Origin of the sequence: Pelagimonas sp. KU-00592-HH, from assembly GCF_040369695.1 — a bacterium.
GTDB lineage: Bacteria > Pseudomonadota > Alphaproteobacteria > Rhodobacterales > Rhodobacteraceae > Shimia.
The window spans coordinates 170,662-187,779 of sequence record NZ_BAABWM010000003.1; the positions used below are offsets into that span (position 1 = coordinate 170,662).

Consider the following 17,118-nt stretch of genomic DNA (forward strand, 5'->3'; position numbering starts at 1 on the left):
GGCCACAGATGGCCGAAGATTTCACCGATGAGGACTATCACGACTATTGGTATGGCGATGATGTCGCGACCTTTGGCGATCGTCTTGCGGCTGCGCGTGACTATGCCGGGCTGAGCCAGGAGGATTTCTCGAAACGTCTTGGCGTGAAACTGTCGACGGTTCGGGGCTGGGAAGACGACCTGAATGAACCGCGCGCCAACAAGCTTCAGATGATGTCTGGCCTGTTGAATGTTTCGGTTGTCTGGTTGCTGACCGGGGAAGGTGATGGTGTTGAGGCTGCACCGGGGGAGGAGGACCATCACGATCCCGATCTGGGTGGGCTTCTGGTGGAAATCCGTGGTATCCGGGCGCAGATGAAGAACAACCTCGATCAGCTGGCCCGGTTGGAAAAGAAGCTGCGCCTGAAAGTGAAAGAAGCCAATACCGATGACTGAGACCCGCGAGAACCGCCTGAAACGCATGAAGATGCGCTCGATGCGCCGGGGCATCAAGGAGATGGACATCATCCTTGAACGTTATGCAGACGACAACCTCGCGCAGATGGATGATGCCGCACTTGATCTCTACGATGCGCTTTTGCACGAAAACGATCAGGACCTGTACCAGTGGGTCACGGGCCAGGCGGCGGCGCCAGAGCAGTTTGCAGCCCTGATCAAGGATATCTCTCAGGCCATCAGCGGCGCCGAGTAATTCGCATTTTAGGCGTTAACCGGACGATTTAACCGATTATTGGGCATTCTGCCCCAGTCTCCGACAACGATACGGAATGTCGGAGACTAAGAATGAGCATTCACGCCCCCCTCGAGCAGAGAACAGACGCGGGTTTCATGACCTGCTACCTGGATGCGCTTGCCCTTGTGGAACGTCTGCACCGGTTGCTGCTGGATGTCATAAAGGATGAATTCGAACGCGTCGGGGTTCTTGAGGTGAACGCGGTTCAGGCGCTCTTGTTGTTCAACATTGGCGATAACGAGGTGACGGCAGGCGAGTTGAAATCACGCGGTTATTATCAGGGCAGCAACGTCAGCTATAACCTGAAGAAGCTGGTCGAGATGGGGTATATGCACCACCAGCGGTGTGAGATTGACCGACGCTCAGTGCGGGTGCGGCTTACCCAGAAAGGCAGGATGATCCGGGATGTTGTTTCTGCCCTGTTCGAACGCCATGCCGATGGCCTGCAGTCTCGTGGTGTGATCGAGGCGCAGGGGATTGAGGACATAACGTTTTCGCTGCGGCGGGTGGAGCGCTACTGGACCGACCAGATCCGCTATATCTACTGATCCAGGCCAGCCAGTGACAGGCCCTGGATTTCGCGCAGGAGTTTGCGGCGCATGGCCTCGTGGAAATCGTTGAAACCCAAGGCGGTTTCGACAAAGGCGTCGGGCCCGCGCAGGACATTTGCGTGGTAGTAAGACACCAGTTCCCCAAGTTCCGGTGTGACGCTGGCGCGGGCTTCTCCCACCACGAGACCGTTGATGGTGAGCCAGCCGGGCGCGGCAATGTCCTGGGGCAGGGGGCCGGTGTTGGATTTGCCATCGCCGGAAATGTCGAGGGTGCGTTTGGCGCAGTCTGACTGGGTCGCCAGAAGATCAGCCCCATACTGCATGGCCGCGCCGAGGGCGGTTGAGGGATCGGCCTTGCGGCGGGTGGTTTCGCGCAGGCGGTTGGTGATGGAGGTGAGGGTGGCAAGATCGCTGACCTCGGTCCAGTCCACGAGCAGGCGGCGATTGAACATGCGCGGCCCGCTCCATTCATAGATGGCAATGCGCACGGGCCAGCGCGGGGTCGAAAGCAGCACGTCCTGCACGTCGGGGGCCAGCAGCGCCGAGGCGAGGCCATCGAGCTGTAGCCGGTATTCCGACGAATCGACCGAGCCCGAGACATCCAGCCCGAGGGCAAGCGCCTGTCGGCAGTTGGCGGAAGCCCCGCCCGCAATTGCGGAAAGGGCGGCGGTGATGAGCAGGAGTGCACGCACCGGGCTTACCAGTGGCCAGTGCTTTCCATGCTGGACCAGGGTTCTGCCGGTGCCAGAGCCTCGCCCTGTTGCAAGAGTTCGATCGAGATATTGTCTGGCGAGCGCACGAAAGCCATGCGGCCATCGCGCGGGGGGCGGTTGATGGTCACGCCGTTGTCCATCAGGTGCTGGCAGACCTCGTAAATGTTGCCTACTTCATAGGCGAGGTGGCCGAAGTGGCGGGAATCGCTTGGCAATTCATCGTCACCGTCCCAGTTGTAGGTGAGCTCTACCGGGCACTCCTCCTGGCCCTCGGGGGCCATGAAGATCAGGGTAAAGCGTCCGCCTTCGTTGTCCCAGCGGCGCGTTTCCTTGAGGCCGAGCAGTTCATAGAAGGCCATCGATTTTTCCAGATCCTTCACGCGGACCATAGTGTGCAGGTATTTCAGGTGCATGTGGTGTTTCCCCTTCGCTTGTTGAGGGAGATGTAATCACCGCATCCTGACATTTCCAAGGCAAAGTGATTGTCAGGATCAACTTTGAGGCTTGGAGCCGCGCAAGAGACCTCGTAAACAGGAAGAAACACAACACCTAGCGGGGGAAGAGGGACGTGCAGCAATATCATGATGCTCTCAAGACAATCCTGGAACAGGGCGAAGAGTCGAGCGATCGCACGGGAACGGGCACGATTTCCTATTTCGGGATGCAGCAGCGGTATTCCCTTGCCGATGGTTTTCCGCTGGTGACCACCAAGAAACTCCACCTGCGTTCGATCATTCACGAGCTTTTGTGGTTCCTCGCGGGGGACACCAATATCGGCTATCTCAAGGACAACGGTGTTTCGATCTGGGATGAATGGGCGGATGAGAACGGCGATCTTGGGCCGGTCTATGGCCATCAATGGCGCCATTTCCCCAAGCTGATCGGCGCGGGCGAGGATGGCGAAGGCCGGCCCCTGTTTCACGCAGGAGAGGTGGACCAGATCGCGGACCTCGTGCGCATGATCCAGACATCCCCCGACAGCCGCCGCCTGATCGTGTCGGCCTGGAACCCTGCGGATGTGCCGGACATGGCGCTGCCGCCGTGCCATACCCTGTGGCAGGTGCGGATCGTTGGCAAGAAGATGCACCTTCAGCTGTACCAGCGTTCGGCGGATATGTTCCTTGGGGTGCCGTTCAACATCGCGTCCTATACGCTTTTGTTGATGATGCTGGCGCATGTGACGGGATACGAGGCGGGGGATTTCGTGCATACGATTGGCGATGCGCATATCTATTCCAACCACCTTGAGCAGGTGAACACACAGCTGGCGCGGACGCCAAAGGCGCTGCCGCAGGTCAGGATCAATCGTCAGGTTGAGTCGCTCTTCGATTTCAAATACGAGGATTTCGATGTTCTGAACTATGATCCCGATCCGGCGATTTCGGCACCAGTGGCGGTATAACCCTATGATTACATTGATTGTTGCCCGTGATCGCAATGGTGCGATTGGCAAAGACAACGATATCCCGTGGCGCGTACGCGAAGACCTTGCGTTCTTTCAACGCGAGACCAGCGGTGGTGCGGTCATCATGGGGCGGAACACGTGGGACAGCCTGCCGTTCAAGCCGTTGAAAAACCGTCTGAACATCGTGGTGTCGCGGCAGGAAGGCATTGCCGAACACCGGGTGGAAAGCATCGAGGCGGCCATCGCGCTGGCCGAGGCGGAAGGCTACCGGCGGATCTATGGTATGGGCGGAGAGCGGATTTACGCGGCGCTTTTGCCACTGGCCGATCGCCTGCTCGTGACCGAGGTCGAGCTTGAGGTGGAAGGCGCGGACACGCATTTTCCGGAATTTCAAGACGCGGACTGGCGGCGTGTCGGGACCTATGAAATTCGTGCCGAGGGGCCGCGTTGTGTTGCGCATGAGTATCTGCGGCGCTAGGGGAGGCGCGGAAACACATCGTTTCCGTTGTGGAAATTGACCTGTTCGACGCCAATCCGTAGGATTCCCCTATTCACGTGAACATGTTCCTCAATGGGAAGGATTCCCAATGCGTAAAGTTTTGAAACTTGCTGTCGTTGCGTCGATTGCTGCGGCCCCGGCCTATGCTCAGACCTGGAGCAGCAATGCTCCGAAGATCGGGCCGGTCAACCAGCCTGAAGGCATTTTGATTCAGCCTTATAATGCCTCGGCCAACTATTGTCCGACGGGCACTCAGCCGATTGTGCTTGGAGGGGTGATCTGCTGTGGCACGCCCAATACCAGCGAGTCCTACATCGCGCCAGCACAGACACGCCGGTATTACTCGCACGGCATGAGCTGCCCTGCGGGTGTCAAAGGGTGTAGCTGAGGGATGGAATGGGGCGACGTTCAGGCGCCCCGTCCTGCATCCGGCTTAGAGAGCCTTGAGGTCGCCGGCCATTTGGCGGCCGTCGCGGCCTTCAATCAATTCGAAAGCAATCTTTTGATTGTCGGCAAGGCCGGTCATACCGGACCGTTCAACCGCCGAAATATGCACGAAAACGTCTTTGCCCCCATCGTCAGGTGCAATGAACCCATAGCCTTTAGTCGTATTAAACCATTTTACGGTGCCGCTTGGCATACCGCTTCTCCTTCTATTGTCTTCAATTCCGCCGGCCAAACCGCACCAGCGGACGCACCCCCCGAAGCCCGCAAATGTCGATTGAAAACGAGCAGCTGAATAAATGCTAAACAAAGGATTGCACGGGTTTTGTAAAAAGCAAGCAAAACAGCATTGAATTTTTGCTCTGAATTTGGATGAAGTGGTCACAAATTAGGGAGCGTGCAATGAAGATTTATGGTCTGAAGAACTGTGATACCTGCCGTAAGGCCTTGAAATCCCTTGAGGGTGCCGTGCTGGTTGATGTCCGCGCCGAGGGGGTTCCGGCTGACGTCATGAAAAAGGCGTTTGCGGAATTCGAGGGCGCTTTGGTGAATACACGGTCAACAACATGGCGTGGTCTGGACGAGGCAGAGCGGGCGCGGCCGGCGCTGGAGCTGTTGGCGGATCACCCGGCGTTGATGAAACGCCCACTGATCGAAAAAGACGGGCAGCTCTATCTGGGATGGGGAAAAGACGTGCAATCTTCCCTTTGTTGATCTGGGCAGGACGCCTATGTCCTGAACAGGCATAGCAAAGGAAAACACATGCGCAACGCAGCACTCACCCTTGGGATCATTGCGGGCATCGTCGGGATGTTCATTGGCTTTTTCACCTGGGGCTACACCGATCTGATCGAACGGTTCGGCGAGGTCGATGACCTTTTCGAGCAGGTGGACAATGTGCAGCTTGTGCGGGCCGGTGGGCTGTTGTCACCGTTGCTGGCGATTGCCGGTGGCGCAATGGCGCGGTCGCGAGCCCTTTGGGGCGGGATCCTTTTGATCCTGTCCGCAGGCGGCATGTATGCCGCCTTTGGGTTTAACGTTTTTACAATGTTCCCGATCAGCTTTGCCGCGCTTGGGGGCGTTCTGGCCCTTGCCGCGGGCAAACCTGACGAGCCGAAATCACATTTCTGATTTCTGACGGGGCGCGAGGAGGCGGTCGAGAGACAGCGGACCCGCGCCCTTGATCACGATGACGAGCAGGGTGAACACCCAGAAGGCCCGTTGATCGAGGATGGCGGCGTTCGAGATATTGTCGAACCACGCGCCAAGGGTTTCGGGGTGTTCGATACCACCATGACCGTAGAGATCGGTCAGCGATTGCACGACGATAAAGCCGATCATGCCAAGTGCGGCGACACGCGACAGCAGGCCGACAACGATGAGGGCCGGCAGGATAAACTCTGCCCATGTGCCCGCGGTTACGACCGCCCAGTGAAAGATTGACAGTTGCGAGGTGTCATAGGTGACGGCCTCAAGCGCCTTGGGGAAGATCTGGGCATAGCCGCCGACGGAGGGGGCAAAGATGCCCATGACGCCGTCACCAAGTTTGGTGACGCCGGAGTTCCAGAAGTAGAACAGCAGGACGGCGGCGAAGGTAAAACGTGCCAGGGTCGGGGCGAGCCAATCGGCCCGCTCAATACGGGAGAAAATGGAATTGTGAAGCGAAATCAGAGTGTTCATGGTGTTTCCTCACAAAGTTGCAGTGGTGAGTGCCTGCTCGGTCAGCAATAGGGTGAGACAGGCGCCGAGGTCGAACTCGGCAGAGTGAGTGGTTGCATCTTCCGCGGCTTCGCCGAGGGTTTTCCCATTCTGGAGGGCGCGGATGAAGACCGCTGCTCCGGGACCGAGCAGATGCGGCTCGGGATCAAATTCAACGCGGGTGATCAGGATCTCCTGGGCCACGGGGCGGGGCTTGGGTGCGCCGTCGCGCATGTTGAAGGCCCAGATGTCGTAGATCGGCCAGGGCGAGGTGAGAAGTTCGACGGAGGGCGCGAGGGTCAGGTGCACATCGGCAAGCTGGTCTTCGGGAAACTGTGCCAGCGCATCGCCGGCGATCGGTGTGGCGTCTTCTGCATGGTAGGAGCGGCGCAGGGCCTGTTCCAAGGCGGCGACATCACCAAGATAACCGAGGTGCGCGAGCGGTTCGAAACCGCGCAGGAAATCGGGAAAGGCCGCGCCATAGTGCATCATCAGCGGGCTGCTGGGGGGAGATTGGCGCAGGAAGACACCGGCGATGGCCTTGAAGTTCTCGTTTCCCAACAGTTTCGCAACGGCAGGGAAGGCCGTCTCGAGGGCCTCGGTCAGGGAGACCGCGACGTTGTTGCGGTAGACGCTGAATCGGCGGCCTGCGGGGCGGCCCTGATCATCAACCAGCCCTTCGGGCATGGGAAGATCGGCGTCCAGAAGGGCGCTGCGGAAATCGGTCTGGGAGACGGTCATGCGGGCACCTTGGCAAGGGCGGCGGCGGCGCGTCCGGCCTCGGCTTCCAGTTCCGGCCAATCGGGGACGTCGTTGTCCCATTCGATCAGGATCGGGCGCGGGCCTGCGATTTCGAGGGTGTGATCAAGAAGCGCCCAGACCGGATCAACCACAGGTTTGCCGTGGCTGTCGATCAGGAGCGGCGCGCCGTGGTCGTCTTCGTCTTCATCGTGGCCGCCGAGATGGATTTCGCCCACCTTTTCAAGCGGGTAGGCAGCGATATAGTCGCGCGGATCGTATTTCAGGTTGGTGGCCGAGACGAAGACGTTGTTGACGTCAAGCAGCAGGCCACAGCCGGTGCGTTTGCTGACTTCGCGCAGGAAGTCGGGCTCGCTCCAGGTGCTTTCGGCAAAGGCGAGGTAGCTGGAGGGGTTTTCCAGCATCATCTGGCGGTTGATGGTTTCTTGCAGCTCGTCGATGTGATCGCAGACGCGGGTCAGCGTGTCATCGGTATAGGGCAGGGGCAGGAGATCGTTGAGAAAGGCGCTCTCGTGCGAGGACCAGGCGAGGTGTTCGGAGAACACGGTCGGGTTCAGCCAGTCGACGAGGTGCTTGAGGCGGGCAAGGTGTTCGGGATCTAGGCGACCTTCACCGCCGATCGACAGGCCAACACCATGTACGGAAATCGGAAAACGTTCGGCCATGTGGCGCATCTGGGCGTGCGGGCGGCCACCGGCACCCATGTAGTTCTCGGCGTGGATTTCGAGCCAGCCGACGCTACCGGGGTTTTCGATAATGTCTTGGAAATGTTGCGGTTTGTAGCCGACACCCGGCAAGTTGGGCAATTCCGGTGAGGGAGTGGGTGCATCAAACATGGGTGTCATTCCGTCTTTTGTTGTTGGGGCTTTCCACCCTTGGGAGAAAAGCCCCGGCGCGGGGATGCTATGCCGGGGCTTCCTGTTGGCTTACGAAGCCGGGAGGTCACGCTCCAGAGCTTCCAGCGAACCCATGCGGGCCGAGCCGTCTGCCATTGCCGGCAGATCGATGCTGGTGCAGGTGCCTTTGTCGACCAGGGTCCAGGCGTTGCCTTGGTAGTCTACGGTCGAGGTGCCTGCGCAGGTGGTGCCGGGGCCGGCGGCGCAGTCGTTCTTGCCTGCCATCGAAACGCCGTAGCACTTTTCTTTTTCAGCAGCGTTGGCCGCGGTGTGGGTGGTGGCGGTCAGGGCTGCTGCAACGGCGCTGGCGACTGCGAGGGTCTTGATGGTCTTCGACATGGTTCTCTCTTCCCTTTGGTAGGTTGTGAATTCGGGCCACCGTGTTCGGCGACATGAGAAAAATCTAAGCCCTAGACCCCCTGACGTACCAATCACGGGGGCGTGTATCACGGCCCCGTGAGGCCGGTTGATGGTGTCGTGAAGATTCCAGTGCTGGAATCGGGGAAATGTTTCGAAAATGAAAAGGGCGCGCCCGGTTTCCCGTGGCGCGCCCCTGCAATTGTTGCAAAGCCGGTTATGCCAGATCGGGCGGTGTTGCCTCTTGTGACAGTTGGCTCACGATTTCGTCCAAAGTCTGGACTTTGCTTTGCTTTTCCCCAAGGCGACGGGTCGAGACGGTGCGCTCTTCCACTTCTTTCTTGCCGATGGCGAGAATGACGGGAACCTTGCTGACCGAGTGCTCGCGGACCTTGTAGTTGATCTTTTCGTTGCGCAGATCGGCCTCGGCGCGCACGCCAACGGCTTTGAGGGCCTCGACCACTTCCAGGCAATAGTCATCTGCATCGGACACGATGGCCGCCACAACCACCTGGCGCGGGGCCAGCCAGAACGGCAGCTTGCCAGAGTGTTCTTCGATCAGGATACCGATGAACCGCTCGAAAGACCCAAGGCAGGCGCGGTGCAGCATGACCGGGCGGTGCTTTTCGCCATCTGCGCCGATGTAGCTCGCATCAAGACGTTCCGGCAGAACAAAGTCGACCTGGAAGGTGCCGCACTGCCAGACACGGCCGATGGCGTCGGTCAGGCTGAATTCCAGCTTGGGACCATAGAAGGCGCCTTCGCCGGGGTTCATTTCCGGTTCGATGCCTGCCGCGCGGGTGGCTTCGAGAAGGGCGGTCTCGGCCTTGTCCCAGACTTCATCGCTGCCGGCGCGTTTTTCCGGACGGTCGGAGAACAGGATGCGGAACTCTTCGAAGCCGAGGTCTTTATAGACAGCCGACAGGAAGCGGATGAACTCGGCGCATTCGGCACCGATCTGTTCTTCGGTCGAGAAAATGTGCGCATCGTCCTGCGTGAAGCCACGAACACGCATGATGCCGTGCAGCGCGCCCGAGGGCTCGTAGCGGGCACAAGAGCCGAATTCGGCCATGCGCAGGGGCAGGTCACGGTAAGATTTCAGGCCCTGTTTGAAAATCTCGACGTGACAGGGGCAGTTCATCGGCTTGAGGGCGTTGACGGCCTTCTCGCGTGCGTGTTCCTCGTCAACTTCGACGATGAACATGTTTTCCTGATACTTGTCCCAGTGGCCCGAGGCCTCCCAGAGCTTGCGATCAACGACCTGCGGGGTGTTCACCTCGACATAACCACCGCGTTTCTGAGCGCGGCGCATGTAGTCCTGAAGCATCGTGTAGATGGTCCATCCGTTCGGGTGCCAGAAGATCTGGCCCGGTGCTTCGGGTTGCAGGTGGAACAGGCTCATTTCGCGGCCAAGGCGACGGTGGTCGCGTTTCTCGGCCTCTTCGAGCATGTGCAGGTGCGCCTTGAGGTCTTCCTTGTTCTTGAAGGCCACGCCGTAGATGCGTTGCAGCATGGCGCGGTCGCTGTCGCCGCGCCAATAGGCACCGGCGACGCTCATCAGTTTGAAGGCGTCTGCCGGGATCTGGCCGGTGTGTTGCAGGTGCGGGCCGCGGCAGAGATCCTGCCAGTGGCCGTGCCAGTACATGCGCAGCGGTTCGTTGCCCGGAATGGCATCGATCAGCTCGACCTTGTAGGGCTCGTTGTTGGCTTCGTAGAATTTCACCGCGCGCTCACGATCCCAGACCTCGGTGGTGACAGGATCACGGCGGTTGATGATTTCCTTCATCTTCTTTTCGATGTCGCCGAGATCTTCTGGGGTGAAGGGCTCTTCGCGGTCGAAGTCATAATACCAGCCGTTGTCGATGACCGGACCAATGGTGACTTTGACATCGGGCCATAGTTCCTGAACGGCGCGGGCCATGACGTGTGCGCAATCGTGGCGGATCAGCTCGAGCGCCTCGGCGTCATTGTCCTTCATGGTGTTGATCGCGATGGAGGCATCGGTGTCGATCGGCCACTGGAGATCCCAGTGTTTGCCATCGACCGTTGCGGAGATCGCTTTCTTGCCAAGGGAGGTAGAAATGGATGCTGCCACTTCGGCAGGGGTGATGCCGCTCTGGTAAGAACGTACATTGCCATCGGGGAAAGTCAGGGAAATATCGGCCATCAGCCTCAAGCTCCTCGTCAGTTTGGCGCCCACGGAACGCCCGGTTGCGGGTATATGGTTCGGGCGCGTTTTGCGCCTTTGGCTGTGGCAAGTCAAGTGGTCACTTGGCGAGGGGGCATGCACCGGAGGAAATGTGGTTTGTGTGCCGATGTATGCAAAGATAGTTTCTAAGGCGTTGAAAAGGTGAGGTAATATTCTTTGGAGATCAGGCAGGACTGTTGCAGGATAGTAGGCTGGGTATGGATGGATGCAGCGCAATCAGGAGACCGAACACATGGCCGAATACAATCCGAATTTCGAACTGACCATTGATGATATTGATCTTATTGAAAGCGCATTGCGCCAGACCAAGGAAGCCTATTCGCAACAGCACATAGAATTGTTTGACGAGGAAGGCACGCCGAACGAGGAGGCGATCCAGCTGGATGAGACCATGAAGCAGATTCAGGATCTGTTGGGGCGCATTCATAATCAGAAGGTTTTCTTCCGCCCGCGGGAAGAGGTGTATATCGGCGGGTAACGCCTCTTGCGGCGTCGAACGCTTGCGGGTCTATTGGAGCAAAGCCAATAGGACCACGCGAGGGAGCGCAATGGGGCAGACCGCATTTCTTGAAACAGACAAGGGCCGCAGGCTGGCCTATCACAAGACCGAGGGCGCAGGGCCGACGGTCGTGTTCCTTGGCGGTCTAAAGTCCGACATGGAAGGGACCAAGGCCGTCCACCTTGAGGCCTGGGCCAAGGCGCGGGGGCAGGCGTTTCTGCGGTTTGACTATTCCGGCCATGGCGAGAGTTCCGGAACCTTCGAGGAAGGGTGTATCGGGGATTGGCACGAAGACACGCTGGCCGCGGTTGCGGCGTTGACCGATGGCCCGCTTGTCGTGGTGGGCTCATCGATGGGGGGCTGGCAGGCGCTTTTGCTGGCGCGCGCGGTGCCGGAGCGGATTGCCGGTATGGTGACAATCGCGGCAGCGCCGGACTTTACCGAAGATGGCTATTGGGCAAATTTTACCGATAAGCAGAAGGCCGACCTTGAAAGCGTTGGGCACGTTGAATTGCCGTCGGACTATATGGAGCCCTACATCATCACCAAGCGGATGATCGAAGACGGGCGTGCGCAACTGGTTCTGCGGGCGCCTCTCGCGCTCGATTTTCCAGTGCGGTTTCTGCAGGGAACGGCCGATACGGCGGTCTCGACCGAGACGGCGGTTCGCCTGTTGGAACATGTCTCTGGTGACGATATTCGCCTGACTTTGGTGAAGGATGCGGATCACCGGTTCTCGGATGATGATTGTCTTAATCTGATAGAAAAGACGGTTCAGAAGGTGATTGAACGATCAGGAGTTGACTAATGCGAACATTCGGGCGTTTTCTGGGGCGGGTTCTGCTCGTGCTGGTTGTTCTGGGGCTCGGGGCCTGGTTTCTTGTCCCGCGCGAGCATATTTCGGTGGTGCCGACCTTTGATGAGACGTCGATCGGACCTGATGTGGATACCTACCTCGCATCACGGGAGATGCCCTTTAGCGATCTGACCGCAGGTGTTCAGAAACGCATGGTTTGGCATGGTGCGGCGGGAGATGTGACGCCGGTATCCATTGTTTATGTGCATGGGTTTTCTGCAACCTCCGAAGAAATCCGTCCTGTTCCTGATCGCGTTGCAAACCGTCTGGGTGCGAACCTTGTCTACACGCGGCTGCAAGGGCATGGGCGGCCCGGTGCCGCATTGGCAGAGGCCACGGCGCAGGGCTGGATGAATGACTTTGCGGAGGCTGTCGAGATCGGGCGGCGTGTCGGTGAGCGGGTCGTCGTGATGGCAACCTCTACCGGCGGGACGCTGGCGGCGGAAGCGGCGCTTCAGGATGCGCTCATGGAGGATGTGGCGGGGATCATTTTCGTGTCGCCGAATTTTGCAATCGCTGATCCGGCTGCTGCGGTGCTGACAATGCCGGGGGCACGTTACTGGGTGCCGCGTGTTGCGGGAGAGACGCGCAGTTGGGAGCCGAGTAATGAGGGGCACGCCACCTACTGGACTTCGAGCTATCCAACCGAGGCCCTGTTCCAAATGGCGGCGCTCGTGAAACATGCGCGGGAGCAGGACTATTCCGCGGCAAGGGTGCCAGCCTTGTTCTGGTTCTCGGATGCGGACAGCGTGGTTGATCACGCCGTGACACGTGACGTGGCCGTGGCATGGGGCGGACCGGCCGAGGTGAGTTCCATCACCGTCGGAGCCGGCGATGACCCAAATGCCCATGTGATCGCGGGGGACATCATGTCACCTGGGATGAACGATATCTCAACTGAGGGATTTATTACTTGGATTAATGGTTTGTGAGGTGGAGTTAAAGTGATGATGGAGCAGCGTGTCAGCCTTATTACCCTTGCGGTTCGTGATTTGGAACGATCTGCCGCTTTTTACGAGGACATTGGATGGACGCGGGTCGAAAGCCCCGATGGGGTGATTGCGTTTGACCTGCTTGGCCAGACGCTTGGGCTTTATCCGCGCGAAGATCTGGCAGAGGAGTTGGGAATCCCCGTGGATGCCATTGGCGGTTTCTCGGGGGTGACGCTGGCGCATAACGTGCGCAACAAGGAGGATGTTGCCCCTCTGATTGAGTGCGCGGTTGCGGCGGGTGGGCGGCCCCTGAAAACGGCACAGGATGTGTTCTGGGGCGGGTTTCACGGCTATTTTGCTGATCCCGACGGGCACGTTTGGGAGATCGCCTGGAACCCGTTTTCGCCGCTATCTGTTGCAGGTGCGTTTCGGTGGAACGGTTACGAGGGTGAATGAGCGCCCTGTCTGTTGATCTTTGCACTTCCTGTGGCACACTGATCTTGCAGCCGCCAGAAGCTGTGATGTGAGAGGGACGAGTAGACATGCAGGAACCATTGGTTCTGCTTCCGGGCATGATGTGTGACGCGCGGGTGTTTGGGCCACAGATCGCCGAGCTTTCTTCCGAGTTTGTTGTCACCTGTGCTCCGATTACACAGGGTGACCGGATCGAAGAGATTGCCGCGGGGCTTTTACCGCTCTTGCCAGAAAAATTTGCCCTAGCTGGGTTGAGCATGGGCGGCATCGTCGCGATGGAGATTTTGCGCCGTGCACCGGATCGGGTGTCACGTGTGGCGTTGATGGATACCAATCCGCTTGCCGAGACACCGCAGAGTTCGACAGCTTACGAACCGATGATCGTGGGCGCACGGGCAGGGCGGTTGGACCAGGTGATGCGTGATTTCATGCGGCCCGAGTTCCTTGCGCCCGGGCCAGACCGTGAAGCGATCCTGGAGATGGTGGTGGATATGGGCGTCTATCTCGGGCCTGATATCTTCATCCAGCAGGTGCGTGCCTTGCAGCGGCGCCTTGACCAGCAGCGGACCCTGCGCACGACGAAAGTTCCCGCGTTGGTGATGTGCGGCGAGCACGACGGGCTGACGCCGGTGAAGCGCCACACTTTCATGGCGGATCTCATTCCCTATGCGGAATTGAAGATTATCGAGGGGGCAGGGCACTTGCCGACGCTTGAGCAGCCTGCGGCAACGACAGCTGCGTTGCGAGAATGGATGCGGCAACCCTACGTTCTGCAATAAAAAAGGGGCCGCTGGGGCCCCTTTGAAACGTTGTTTCGTGCGGTTTACGCTGCCGCGTTCTTGTTGGCAGGTTTCTTGGACGCGGCTTTCTTGGGCGCTGCCGAATTGGCGTCGATAAAGTCGAGAACCAGCGGACGAATGTTGTTGCGCCAGCTTTTGCCTGCGAAAATACCGTAGTGGCCTGCACCCGGTTCAACGTGGCTTGCCTTCTTGTCGTCCGACAGGCCGGTGCAGAGATCAAGCGCGGCAACGCATTGGCCCGGTGCGGTAATGTCGTCCTTGGCACCTTCGACGGTTTTCACGGCCACTGTGGTGATCTTGCCGATATCGACCTTACGTCCAGCAACGACGAACTCGTTGTTGCCGATTTCGGCGTTTTTGAAGATGCGTTCAACCGTCGAAAGGTAGAATTCGGCCGGCATGTCCATGACGGCGAGGTATTCATCATAGAAACGGTTGTGGGCGTCGTGGTCGGAGGCTTCGTCGCGGACCACGCGCATGATCTGGTCGCGGAACGCCTTGGAGTGGCGATCAGAGTTCATCGACATGAACGACGCGAGTTGCAGCAGGCCCGGATAGACCTTGCGGCCGACGCCGGGGTATTTGAAGCCGACACGCTGGATCATCATTTCCTCGAGTTGGCCCATGGTGACACGGTGGCCAAAGTCGGTGACGTCGGTCGCGGCGGCGTTCGGATCGATCGGGCCGCCGATCAGGGTCAGCGAGCGCGGTTGTGCCTTGGGGTCTTCCTCGGCCAGATAGGCAGTAGCAGCAAGGGTCAGCGGGGCGGGCTGGCACACGGCGATCACGTGGGTGTCGGGGCCAAGCTCTTTCATGAAGTCGACGAGATAGAGGGTGTAATCCTCGATGTCGAATTTGCCTTCGGAGACAGGAATGTCACGCGCGTTATGCCAATCGGTCACGTAAACTTCACAATTGACGATCAGGCTTTTGACCGTAGAGCGCAGCAGGGTGGCATAGTGGCCGGACATCGGGGCAACCAGAAGGATCTTGCGTGGCTGTTCTTCGCGGCCGGCGACATTGAAGTGGATCAGATCGCCGAAGGGGCGCTCGACCACGGTTTCGATGTTGACGAGGTGATCCTTGCCGTCTTCGCAGGTAAAAGTGCGAATACCCCAGTCAGGCTTGACCACCATGCGTTGGAATGTGCGCTCGGTCACTTCGCCCCATGCGGCCATCCATTGCAACCCAGGGTTAGGCATCCAGGAGAAGATAGGGTAGGATGCCATAGCGAGAGCAGATGCCCCCATCCATTGGTTCGTGTTACGGATGGTTTCCATCATGTCGTACGTGGCCATATAGCGCATTGGCGTCTCCTATCTGCCCCGAGCTATACTGCGGGGATAAGTTGCCCGGTTGGGAAGGGCGTGTGTCATGCTGCGTAGCAGCGAGAATAGGGCTAATTTTTGAATATGACAACTAAAGAGAATGCCGCAGGCGCGAATCTCGAACAAATGAACGAGAACCTCGCCCGTGTTGAAGAGCTTTCAAAGCGCCTTGTCGACGTTATGACCCACCGCAAACCGCTGCGCCGGGACCTCAATGCGCCGGACGAAGAAGTTTTTGTTGGGGCCGCCAACGCTTATATGCAGGCCATGGTGCAGAATCCTGGCAAGATGATTGAGCATCAACTCGAGTTCTGGACAAAGTCGGTGAAGCACTTTGTCGATGCGCAGCACATGTTGCTTCAGGGGCGACTAGAAGCCGCAGAAGACGAGACCCCAACCGATCGTCGTTTCTCCAACCCGCTCTGGCAGACACATCCCTACTTCAATTTCATCAAGCAGCAGTACATGCGCAATGCCGATGCGATCCGCAACGCGGTGGCCGATGTTGAGGGCGTCGAAGGCAAGGATCGCCAGCGTCTCGAGTATTTCTCGCAGCAGATCATCGATATGATGTCGCCGACCAACTTCCTTGGCATGAACCCGGATGTTCTGGAGAAGGCCATCGAGACTGAAGGGGCATCGCTTGTCAAAGGGCTTGAGAACCTGATTTCGGATCTGGAAGCAAACAATGGCGAACTTGTTGTCCGTTTGGCCGATGAAGAAGCGTTCGAGATCGGTGGCAATATCGCGACCACGCCGGGTAAGGTTGTGTTCCGCAACCGCATGTTCGAACTGATCCAGTATACGCCGACCACGGAAACCGTGCATGAAGTGCCGCTGATCATCTTCCCGCCCTGGATCAACAAGTATTACATTCTGGATCTCAAAGAGCAGAACAGCATGATCAAATGGGCGGTGGACCAAGGCTACACCGTATTCATCGTCAGTTGGATCAACCCGGACCGGTCCTATTCCGATGTGGGGATGGAAGACTATATCGAGGATGGCTTCCTCACCGCGATTAGTGAGGTGAAGAAACTTACAAAGCAGAAGCAGGTCAACGCTGTTGGCTATTGCATTGCAGGGACGACCCTGCACCTGACGCTGGCGCTCATGAAGAAGCGCGGAGACAAATCGGTCAAGTCGGCCACCTTCTTTACCACGCTGACGGACTTTGTTGACCAGGGGGAGTTCACGCCGTTCCTGCAGGACGACTTTATCGATGGTATTGATGACGAGATTGATGACGAAGGCATTCTGCGGTCATTCATCATGCAACGGACCTTTTCCTTCCTGCGGTCCAATGACCTTATCTACGGTCCGGCCATCAAGAGCTACATGATGGGAGAGGCACCGCCGGCGTTTGATCTCTTGTATTGGAATGGTGATGGATCGGGTCTGCCGGGTAAAATGGCGCATCAGTATCTGCGTCGCTTGTGTCAGGCGAACGAATTCGTGAAGGACGGTGTCAACTTTTGCGGTGAGACACTGCACATTTCGGATGTCGATATTCCGATTTGCTCGGTGACCTGCGAGACCGACCACATTGCGCGGTGGAAAGACTGCTACCAGGGGTTCCAGCAAACCAAGAGCCGTTCGAAAACCTTCATCGTGTCCGAGTCCGGCCATATCGCCGGTATCGTGAACCCGCCGTCGAAAAAGAAGTATGGCCACTACACGAACAAAGATGTGAAGGGATCGGCGGATGAGTGGATGGAAGGTGCGGAGTTCCACGAGGGATCGTGGTGGCCGCGCTGGGATACCTGGCTGTCATCGCGGTCTGGTAAGCAAATTCCGGCACGCGAGCCGGGTGATTCGGAGCACCCCGCCTTGTGTGATGCGCCCGGCACCTATGTTCGCGTTCTCGCAACGCGCTGATTTCATGAGGTAAATCATCTTTTTCTGCATTGCAGCAAGAAAAATCTTGAAATGCTGCGATGCAGAAAGCATATTGTTTGCAGATGCA

Annotated in this window: 23 protein-coding genes; 14 read left to right on the plus strand and 9 right to left on the minus strand. The window is 58.3% G+C overall.

What is annotated here, in order from left to right:
* The first annotated feature begins 8 nt into the window (after window positions 1–8).
* From ABWV42_RS13180 to ABWV42_RS13190, 3 genes are all read left to right on the plus strand, one after another.
* Window positions 9–434, plus strand: a complete 426-nt coding sequence (locus tag ABWV42_RS13180) for a helix-turn-helix domain-containing protein (protein WP_353340551.1) — start codon at window positions 9–11, stop codon at window positions 432–434.
* Window positions 427–690 (plus strand): succinate dehydrogenase assembly factor 2, encoded by a 264-nt coding sequence (locus tag ABWV42_RS13185; protein ID WP_255105964.1) that lies wholly within the window; start codon window positions 427–429, stop codon window positions 688–690. Before ABWV42_RS13180 ends, ABWV42_RS13185 begins: the two co-directional genes overlap by 8 nt.
* Before the next feature lie 92 nt (window positions 691–782).
* Window positions 783–1,280: a MarR family winged helix-turn-helix transcriptional regulator gene (locus tag ABWV42_RS13190; protein ID WP_255105967.1), complete on the plus strand. Its 498-nt coding sequence runs from the start codon at window positions 783–785 to the stop codon at window positions 1,278–1,280.
* On the opposite strand, the gene ABWV42_RS13195 is transcribed toward ABWV42_RS13190, so the two are convergent.
* Window positions 1,274–1,975: a DUF1194 domain-containing protein gene (locus tag ABWV42_RS13195; RefSeq protein WP_353340552.1), complete on the minus strand. Its 702-nt coding sequence runs from the start codon at window positions 1,973–1,975 to the stop codon at window positions 1,274–1,276. The genes ABWV42_RS13190 and ABWV42_RS13195 overlap by 7 nt on opposite strands.
* Before the next feature lie 5 nt (window positions 1,976–1,980).
* Entirely contained in the window at window positions 1,981–2,409 is a 429-nt protein-coding gene (locus ABWV42_RS13200; RefSeq protein WP_353340553.1) for a VOC family protein, read from the minus strand.
* Between the two features lie 155 nt (window positions 2,410–2,564).
* On the opposite strand from ABWV42_RS13200, the gene ABWV42_RS13205 reads away from it, so the two are divergent.
* From ABWV42_RS13205 to ABWV42_RS13215, 3 genes are all read left to right on the plus strand, one after another.
* The gene (locus tag ABWV42_RS13205; protein ID WP_353340554.1) at window positions 2,565–3,398 is read left to right on the plus strand and encodes a thymidylate synthase; all 834 of its coding nucleotides are present in this window, start codon (window positions 2,565–2,567) and stop codon (window positions 3,396–3,398) included.
* A 4-nt stretch (window positions 3,399–3,402) separates the two neighbouring features.
* Entirely contained in the window at window positions 3,403–3,879 is a 477-nt protein-coding gene (locus ABWV42_RS13210) for a dihydrofolate reductase (protein WP_353340555.1), read from the plus strand.
* Between the two features lie 109 nt (window positions 3,880–3,988).
* On the plus strand, window positions 3,989–4,288 hold the full coding sequence (locus ABWV42_RS13215; RefSeq protein ID WP_353340557.1) for a hypothetical protein: 300 nt from the start codon (window positions 3,989–3,991) through the stop codon (window positions 4,286–4,288).
* A 45-nt stretch (window positions 4,289–4,333) separates the two neighbouring features.
* Here the strand turns inward: ABWV42_RS13215 and ABWV42_RS13220 are convergent, their stop codons facing one another.
* Entirely contained in the window at window positions 4,334–4,540 is a 207-nt protein-coding gene (locus ABWV42_RS13220; RefSeq protein WP_255105976.1) for a cold-shock protein, read from the minus strand.
* Between the two features lie 206 nt (window positions 4,541–4,746).
* Between ABWV42_RS13220 and ABWV42_RS13225 the strand changes: the two genes are divergently transcribed.
* Complete coding sequence (locus ABWV42_RS13225) at window positions 4,747–5,058, plus strand: ArsC/Spx/MgsR family protein (protein ID WP_255105977.1); 312 nt, start codon at window positions 4,747–4,749, stop codon at window positions 5,056–5,058.
* A 48-nt stretch (window positions 5,059–5,106) separates the two neighbouring features.
* Window positions 5,107–5,475: a hypothetical protein gene (locus tag ABWV42_RS13230; RefSeq protein ID WP_255105979.1), complete on the plus strand. Its 369-nt coding sequence runs from the start codon at window positions 5,107–5,109 to the stop codon at window positions 5,473–5,475.
* Here the strand turns inward: ABWV42_RS13230 and ABWV42_RS13235 are convergent.
* The 5 genes from ABWV42_RS13235 to thrS form a co-directional block, all read right to left on the minus strand.
* Window positions 5,464–6,024: a DoxX family protein gene (locus ABWV42_RS13235; RefSeq protein WP_353340559.1), complete on the minus strand. Its 561-nt coding sequence runs from the start codon at window positions 6,022–6,024 to the stop codon at window positions 5,464–5,466. The two genes, ABWV42_RS13230 and ABWV42_RS13235, sit on opposite strands and share 12 nt — an antisense overlap.
* 9 nt (window positions 6,025–6,033) lie before the next feature.
* Window positions 6,034–6,783: an HvfC/BufC family peptide modification chaperone gene (locus ABWV42_RS13240; RefSeq protein WP_353340561.1), complete on the minus strand. Its 750-nt coding sequence runs from the start codon at window positions 6,781–6,783 to the stop codon at window positions 6,034–6,036.
* Window positions 6,780–7,637, minus strand: coding sequence for an MNIO family bufferin maturase (gene bufB, locus ABWV42_RS13245; RefSeq protein ID WP_353340562.1), 858 nt, complete (start codon window positions 7,635–7,637; stop codon window positions 6,780–6,782). The genes ABWV42_RS13240 and bufB overlap by 4 nt, the downstream gene beginning before the upstream one ends.
* 90 nt (window positions 7,638–7,727) lie before the next feature.
* Window positions 7,728–8,036, minus strand: a complete 309-nt coding sequence (locus ABWV42_RS13250; RefSeq protein WP_255105988.1) for a BufA1 family periplasmic bufferin-type metallophore — start codon at window positions 8,034–8,036, stop codon at window positions 7,728–7,730.
* Between the two features lie 235 nt (window positions 8,037–8,271).
* Window positions 8,272–10,221 carry a threonine--tRNA ligase gene (thrS, locus tag ABWV42_RS13255; protein WP_353340564.1) on the minus strand — a complete coding sequence of 650 codons (1,950 nt, stop codon included), beginning with the start codon at window positions 10,219–10,221 and terminating at the stop codon, window positions 8,272–8,274.
* 247 nt (window positions 10,222–10,468) lie between these two features.
* Between thrS and ABWV42_RS13260 the strand changes: the two genes are divergently transcribed.
* The 5 genes from ABWV42_RS13260 to ABWV42_RS13280 all read left to right on the plus strand — a co-directional run bounded on the left by ABWV42_RS13260 (window position 10,469) and on the right by ABWV42_RS13280 (window position 13,803).
* Window positions 10,469–10,741, plus strand: coding sequence for a hypothetical protein (locus ABWV42_RS13260; protein WP_353340566.1), 273 nt, complete (start codon window positions 10,469–10,471; stop codon window positions 10,739–10,741).
* Window positions 10,742–10,811: 70 nt separating this feature from the next.
* Entirely contained in the window at window positions 10,812–11,570 is a 759-nt protein-coding gene (locus tag ABWV42_RS13265; protein ID WP_353340567.1) for an alpha/beta hydrolase, read from the plus strand.
* Window positions 11,570–12,550: an alpha/beta hydrolase gene (locus ABWV42_RS13270; RefSeq protein ID WP_353340568.1), complete on the plus strand. Its 981-nt coding sequence runs from the start codon at window positions 11,570–11,572 to the stop codon at window positions 12,548–12,550. Before ABWV42_RS13265 ends, ABWV42_RS13270 begins: the two co-directional genes overlap by 1 nt.
* An 18-nt stretch (window positions 12,551–12,568) precedes the next feature.
* On the plus strand, window positions 12,569–13,006 hold the full coding sequence (locus tag ABWV42_RS13275; protein ID WP_353340938.1) for a VOC family protein: 438 nt from the start codon (window positions 12,569–12,571) through the stop codon (window positions 13,004–13,006).
* Window positions 13,007–13,092: 86 nt separating this feature from the next.
* On the plus strand, window positions 13,093–13,803 hold the full coding sequence (locus ABWV42_RS13280; RefSeq protein WP_255105998.1) for an alpha/beta fold hydrolase: 711 nt from the start codon (window positions 13,093–13,095) through the stop codon (window positions 13,801–13,803).
* 44 nt (window positions 13,804–13,847) lie between these two features.
* On the opposite strand, the gene phaZ is transcribed toward ABWV42_RS13280, so the two are convergent.
* Window positions 13,848–15,131 carry a polyhydroxyalkanoate depolymerase gene (phaZ, locus tag ABWV42_RS13285; protein ID WP_255106000.1) on the minus strand — a complete coding sequence of 428 codons (1,284 nt, stop codon included), beginning with the start codon at window positions 15,129–15,131 and terminating at the stop codon, window positions 13,848–13,850.
* A gap of 105 nt (window positions 15,132–15,236) precedes the next feature.
* On the opposite strand from phaZ, the gene ABWV42_RS13290 reads away from it, so the two are divergent.
* Window positions 15,237–17,030, plus strand: coding sequence for a PHA/PHB synthase family protein (locus tag ABWV42_RS13290; protein ID WP_353340569.1), 1,794 nt, complete (start codon window positions 15,237–15,239; stop codon window positions 17,028–17,030).
* Window positions 17,031–17,118 lie beyond the last annotated feature (88 nt).

Bases quoted from the DNA above. Each gene is read 5' to 3' on its own strand.
- ABWV42_RS13210 (WP_353340555.1), top strand. From the start codon at position 3,403: ATGATTACATTGATTGTTGCCCGTGATCGCAATGGTGCGATTGGCAAA.
- ABWV42_RS13280 (WP_255105998.1), top strand. From the start codon at position 13,093: ATGCAGGAACCATTGGTTCTGCTTCCGGGCATGATGTGTGACGCGCGG.
- ABWV42_RS13185 (WP_255105964.1), top strand. From the start codon at position 427: ATGACTGAGACCCGCGAGAACCGCCTGAAACGCATGAAGATGCGCTCG.
- ABWV42_RS13215 (WP_353340557.1), top strand. From the start codon at position 3,989: ATGCGTAAAGTTTTGAAACTTGCTGTCGTTGCGTCGATTGCTGCGGCC.
- ABWV42_RS13290 (WP_353340569.1), top strand. From the start codon at position 15,237: ATGACAACTAAAGAGAATGCCGCAGGCGCGAATCTCGAACAAATGAAC.
- ABWV42_RS13250 (WP_255105988.1), bottom strand. From the start codon at position 8,036: ATGTCGAAGACCATCAAGACCCTCGCAGTCGCCAGCGCCGTTGCAGCA.
- ABWV42_RS13270 (WP_353340568.1), top strand. From the start codon at position 11,570: ATGCGAACATTCGGGCGTTTTCTGGGGCGGGTTCTGCTCGTGCTGGTT.
- ABWV42_RS13230 (WP_255105979.1), top strand. From the start codon at position 5,107: ATGCGCAACGCAGCACTCACCCTTGGGATCATTGCGGGCATCGTCGGG.
- ABWV42_RS13260 (WP_353340566.1), top strand. From the start codon at position 10,469: ATGCAGCGCAATCAGGAGACCGAACACATGGCCGAATACAATCCGAAT.
- ABWV42_RS13265 (WP_353340567.1), top strand. From the start codon at position 10,812: ATGGGGCAGACCGCATTTCTTGAAACAGACAAGGGCCGCAGGCTGGCC.
- ABWV42_RS13220 (WP_255105976.1), bottom strand. From the start codon at position 4,540: ATGCCAAGCGGCACCGTAAAATGGTTTAATACGACTAAAGGCTATGGG.
- ABWV42_RS13240 (WP_353340561.1), bottom strand. From the start codon at position 6,783: ATGACCGTCTCCCAGACCGATTTCCGCAGCGCCCTTCTGGACGCCGAT.
- ABWV42_RS13200 (WP_353340553.1), bottom strand. From the start codon at position 2,409: ATGCACCTGAAATACCTGCACACTATGGTCCGCGTGAAGGATCTGGAA.
- ABWV42_RS13235 (WP_353340559.1), bottom strand. From the start codon at position 6,024: ATGAACACTCTGATTTCGCTTCACAATTCCATTTTCTCCCGTATTGAG.
- ABWV42_RS13225 (WP_255105977.1), top strand. From the start codon at position 4,747: ATGAAGATTTATGGTCTGAAGAACTGTGATACCTGCCGTAAGGCCTTG.
- phaZ (WP_255106000.1), bottom strand. From the start codon at position 15,131: ATGCGCTATATGGCCACGTACGACATGATGGAAACCATCCGTAACACG.
- bufB (WP_353340562.1), bottom strand. From the start codon at position 7,637: ATGTTTGATGCACCCACTCCCTCACCGGAATTGCCCAACTTGCCGGGT.
- thrS (WP_353340564.1), bottom strand. From the start codon at position 10,221: ATGGCCGATATTTCCCTGACTTTCCCCGATGGCAATGTACGTTCTTAC.
- ABWV42_RS13180 (WP_353340551.1), top strand. From the start codon at position 9: ATGGCCGAAGATTTCACCGATGAGGACTATCACGACTATTGGTATGGC.
- ABWV42_RS13275 (WP_353340938.1), top strand. From the start codon at position 12,569: ATGGAGCAGCGTGTCAGCCTTATTACCCTTGCGGTTCGTGATTTGGAA.
- ABWV42_RS13190 (WP_255105967.1), top strand. From the start codon at position 783: ATGAGCATTCACGCCCCCCTCGAGCAGAGAACAGACGCGGGTTTCATG.